The following is a 3151-nucleotide window of genomic DNA, read 5'->3' on the forward strand; positions in this document are numbered from 1 at the left end:
TTGGTGCCATTGGGCTCAGGCTGCGCTCGGGCGCCTCCGGCCCGCTCCCCCCGTCGCGTTGCGGGGCGTTGTCAGTGCGAGCCGATAGCCTGCGCGAACAGTTGGCTGAGAGGGGGTGGCGTGTGCGAGTGCTGGGGGTGGATCCAGGGCTGACCCGCTGCGGTGTCGGCGTTGTCGAAGGTGTCGCGGGTCGTCCGCTGACCATGATCGGCGTCGGTGTGGTGCGCACCCCGGTCGACGCGCACACCGGCAACCGCCTGGTCGCCATCGAGCGCGGCATAGAGGAATGGCTGGACAGCCACCGGCCCGAAGTGGTCGCGGTGGAGAGGGTGTTCAGCCAGCACAACGTGCGCACGGTGATGGGCACGGCCCAGGCCAGTGCCGTCGCCATGCTGTGCGCGGCCCGCCGCGGACTGCCCGTCGTGCTGCACACCCCCAGTGAGGTCAAGGCCGCCGTCACCGGCAGTGGCCGGGCCGACAAGGCACAGGTCGGCGCCATGGTGACACGGTTGCTGCGACTGGACGCGCCACCGAAACCGGCCGACGCGGCGGACGCACTGGCGCTCGCCATCTGCCACATCTGGCGCGCCCCCGCGCACAACCGTCTCCAGCAGGCGGTCGCCGCACACGACGCAAGGAAAGGCCGCAGCGAATGATCGCCTTTGTGAGGGGCCCTGTTGCCGCTCTCGCCCCGACGACTGCCGTGCTCGAGGTCGGCGGCGTCGGCATGGCGGTGCAGTGCACGCCCAACACCCTTTCCGCACTGAGGATCGGTCAGGATGCCATGCTGGCCACCTCGTTGGTGGTGCGTGAGGACTCACTGACCCTCTACGGATTCGCCGACGACGACGAGCGGCAGGTCTTTGAACTGCTGCAGACCGCCAGTGGCGTCGGCCCGCGCCTCGCCCAGGCGATGCTCGCCGTCCACAGTCCGGACGCCCTGCGCCGCGCGGTGACCACGGGTGACGAGAAGGCGCTCACCGCGGTACCGGGCATCGGCAAGAAGGGCGCCCAGAAACTGCTGTTGGAGTTGAAGGACCGGCTTGGTGAGCCCATCGGCTCCGCCTCCCGCGCGGTCGGAGCGCCCGTCACCCAGTCCTGGAGCGACCAGCTCCATGCCGCGCTGATCGGCCTCGGCTATGCCACGCGTGAAGCCGACGAGGCTGTCACCGCCGTCACCCCCCTCGCGGAGGCGGTGGACGGCGCGCCGCAGATCGGCCAGTTGCTCAAGGCCGCCCTCCAGACCCTGAACCGCACCCGCTGACACCCCACCCGAGGCGATCCACTGTGAACTGGGACGACGACACCGCAGCGCCGACCGACGAAGGCGCCGAGGCACGGCTCGTCGGCGCGTCCGCCGACGGCGAGGACCAGGCCGTCGAGGCCGCCCTGCGCCCCAAGTCGCTGGACGAGTTCGTAGGGCAGGAGCGGGTGCGGGAGCAGCTCGATCTGGTGCTGAAGGCGGCGCTGGCCCGCGGTGCCACCGCCGACCATGTGCTGCTCTCCGGAGCGCCGGGGCTCGGCAAGACCACCCTCTCCATGATCATCGCGGCCGAGATGGGCGCCCCGATCAGGATCACCAGCGGCCCCGCCATCCAGCACGCGGGTGATCTCGCCGCCATCCTCTCCTCCCTTCAGGAGGGCGAGGTGCTGTTCCTCGACGAGATCCACCGGATGTCCCGGCCGGCCGAGGAGATGCTCTACATGGCCATGGAGGACTTCCGGGTCGATGTGATCGTCGGCAAGGGCCCGGGCGCCACCGCGATCCCCCTGGAACTGCCGCCGTTCACCCTGGTCGGCGCCACCACCCGGGCCGGACTGCTTCCCCCGCCGCTGCGTGATCGCTTCGGCTTCACCGCCCATATGGAGTTCTACGAACCGGCCGAGCTCCAGCGAGTCATCCACCGCTCCGCCCAGCTCCTCGATGTGTCCATCGACACGGAAGGCGCCGCCGAGATCGCCGGACGCTCCCGCGGCACGCCCCGTATCGCCAACCGGCTGCTGCGCCGGGTCAGGGACTATGCGCAGGTCAAGGCCGACGGCCGGATCAACAGCGAGATCGCCGGCGCCGCGCTCGCGGTCTACGAGGTCGACAGCCGCGGGCTCGACCGGCTCGACCGCGCCGTGCTACAGGCCCTGCTCAAGCTGTTCGGGGGCGGCCCGGTGGGCCTGTCCACGCTGGCTGTGGCGGTGGGGGAGGAGCGGGAGACGGTCGAGGAGGTCGCCGAACCCTTCCTGGTACGGGAGGGACTGCTGGCCCGCACCCCGCGCGGACGGGTCGCCACCCCCGCGGCATGGGCACATCTGGGGCTTGTTCCTCCGCTGCACGGCGCCGGCGGGCAGCAGGGCCTGTTCGGCGCCTGACGGCGCGGACGGTCGCCCGGTGGGGAACCACGGTGCCATGCTGGGCGTTGTTCCATCGATGCGGACTCGCTTAGACTCCGCCGATGCCGACCTGTCTGTCGCGGTCGGCTGCCCACCCCCGTAGATCAGGCCGCCACTCACCGCGGTCGTGCGAAGGACTCCGTCCCGTGAATAACATCGGCATGCTCCTCCCCTTCATCGTGCTCATCGGGGCCATGTTCCTGATGACCCGCTCTGCCAAGAAGAAGCAGCAGCAGGCGGTGACGATGCGCAACCAGATGCAGCCCGGTAGCGGCGTGCGGACCATCGGGGGGCTCTACGCGACCGTCAAGGACGTCAACGACGACACGGTCCTCCTCGAGGCCGCGCCGGGCGTCCACCTGATGTTCGCCAAGAACGCCATCGGGGCCGTCCTCGACGACGACGAGTACAACCGGATCGTGCACGGCGACGGGGACGACGCCCTGAAGAGCGACACGCCGATCGTTCCGGACGACGCTTCCTCGCTCACCGACGCCCCTGGCGACAATGCCGGCGCCGAGGATGGCAAGATCGACCTGGGCAAGAAGGACGAGGCGGACAACGCCCCCTCCGCGCCCGAGGCCAAGGATGCCGCCATGGACGACGCGAAGAAGACCGACGGCGACACCGACGCGAAGTAACGACGACCGGGGGGGGGGCGCGCGCCCGGGGGGGCCCCGGCCGGGCCCCGCGGGGGGCGGCCCCCCCGGGGGGGGGGGGGGTTAAAACACCAACCGCTCCCGACCCCCGTGGGGGGTTGGTTAGA

General features: G+C 70.7%; 4 protein-coding genes. All 4 read left to right on the top strand.

Features of this window, described 5'->3' with window-relative positions:
* Positions 1 to 122: 122 nt before the first annotated feature.
* The 4 genes from ruvC (at position 123) to yajC (ending at position 3026) form a co-directional block, all read left to right on the top strand.
* Positions 123 to 656 (top strand): crossover junction endodeoxyribonuclease RuvC, encoded by a 534-nt coding sequence (gene ruvC / locus ACFWI9_RS32445; protein WP_387168346.1) that lies wholly within the window; start codon positions 123 to 125, stop codon positions 654 to 656.
* A complete protein-coding gene (gene ruvA, locus ACFWI9_RS32450) occupies positions 653 to 1264 on the top strand; it encodes a Holliday junction branch migration protein RuvA (protein ID WP_387168349.1) in 612 nt (203 codons plus the stop codon). The genes ruvC and ruvA overlap by 4 nt, the downstream gene beginning before the upstream one ends.
* 23 nt (positions 1265 to 1287) lie before the next feature.
* The gene (ruvB, locus tag ACFWI9_RS32455; protein WP_387168352.1) at positions 1288 to 2364 is read left to right on the top strand and encodes a Holliday junction branch migration DNA helicase RuvB; all 1077 of its coding nucleotides are present in this window, start codon (positions 1288 to 1290) and stop codon (positions 2362 to 2364) included.
* Between the two features lie 182 nt (positions 2365 to 2546).
* On the top strand, positions 2547 to 3026 hold the full coding sequence (yajC, locus tag ACFWI9_RS32460) for a preprotein translocase subunit YajC (protein WP_387168355.1): 480 nt from the start codon (positions 2547 to 2549) through the stop codon (positions 3024 to 3026).
* Positions 3027 to 3151: the final 125 nt, after the last annotated feature.

The organism is Streptomyces sp. NPDC127084 (genome assembly GCF_042724175.1).
Classification (GTDB): Bacteria; Actinomycetota; Actinomycetes; order Streptomycetales; family Streptomycetaceae; genus Streptomyces.

What these genes read in the sequence shown, in the direction of transcription:
- yajC (WP_387168355.1), top strand. Translation starts at nt 2,547, where the DNA reads ATGCTCCTCCCCTTCATCGTGCTCATCGGGGCCATGTTCCTGATGACC.
- ruvA (WP_387168349.1), top strand. Translation starts at nt 653, where the DNA reads ATGATCGCCTTTGTGAGGGGCCCTGTTGCCGCTCTCGCCCCGACGACT.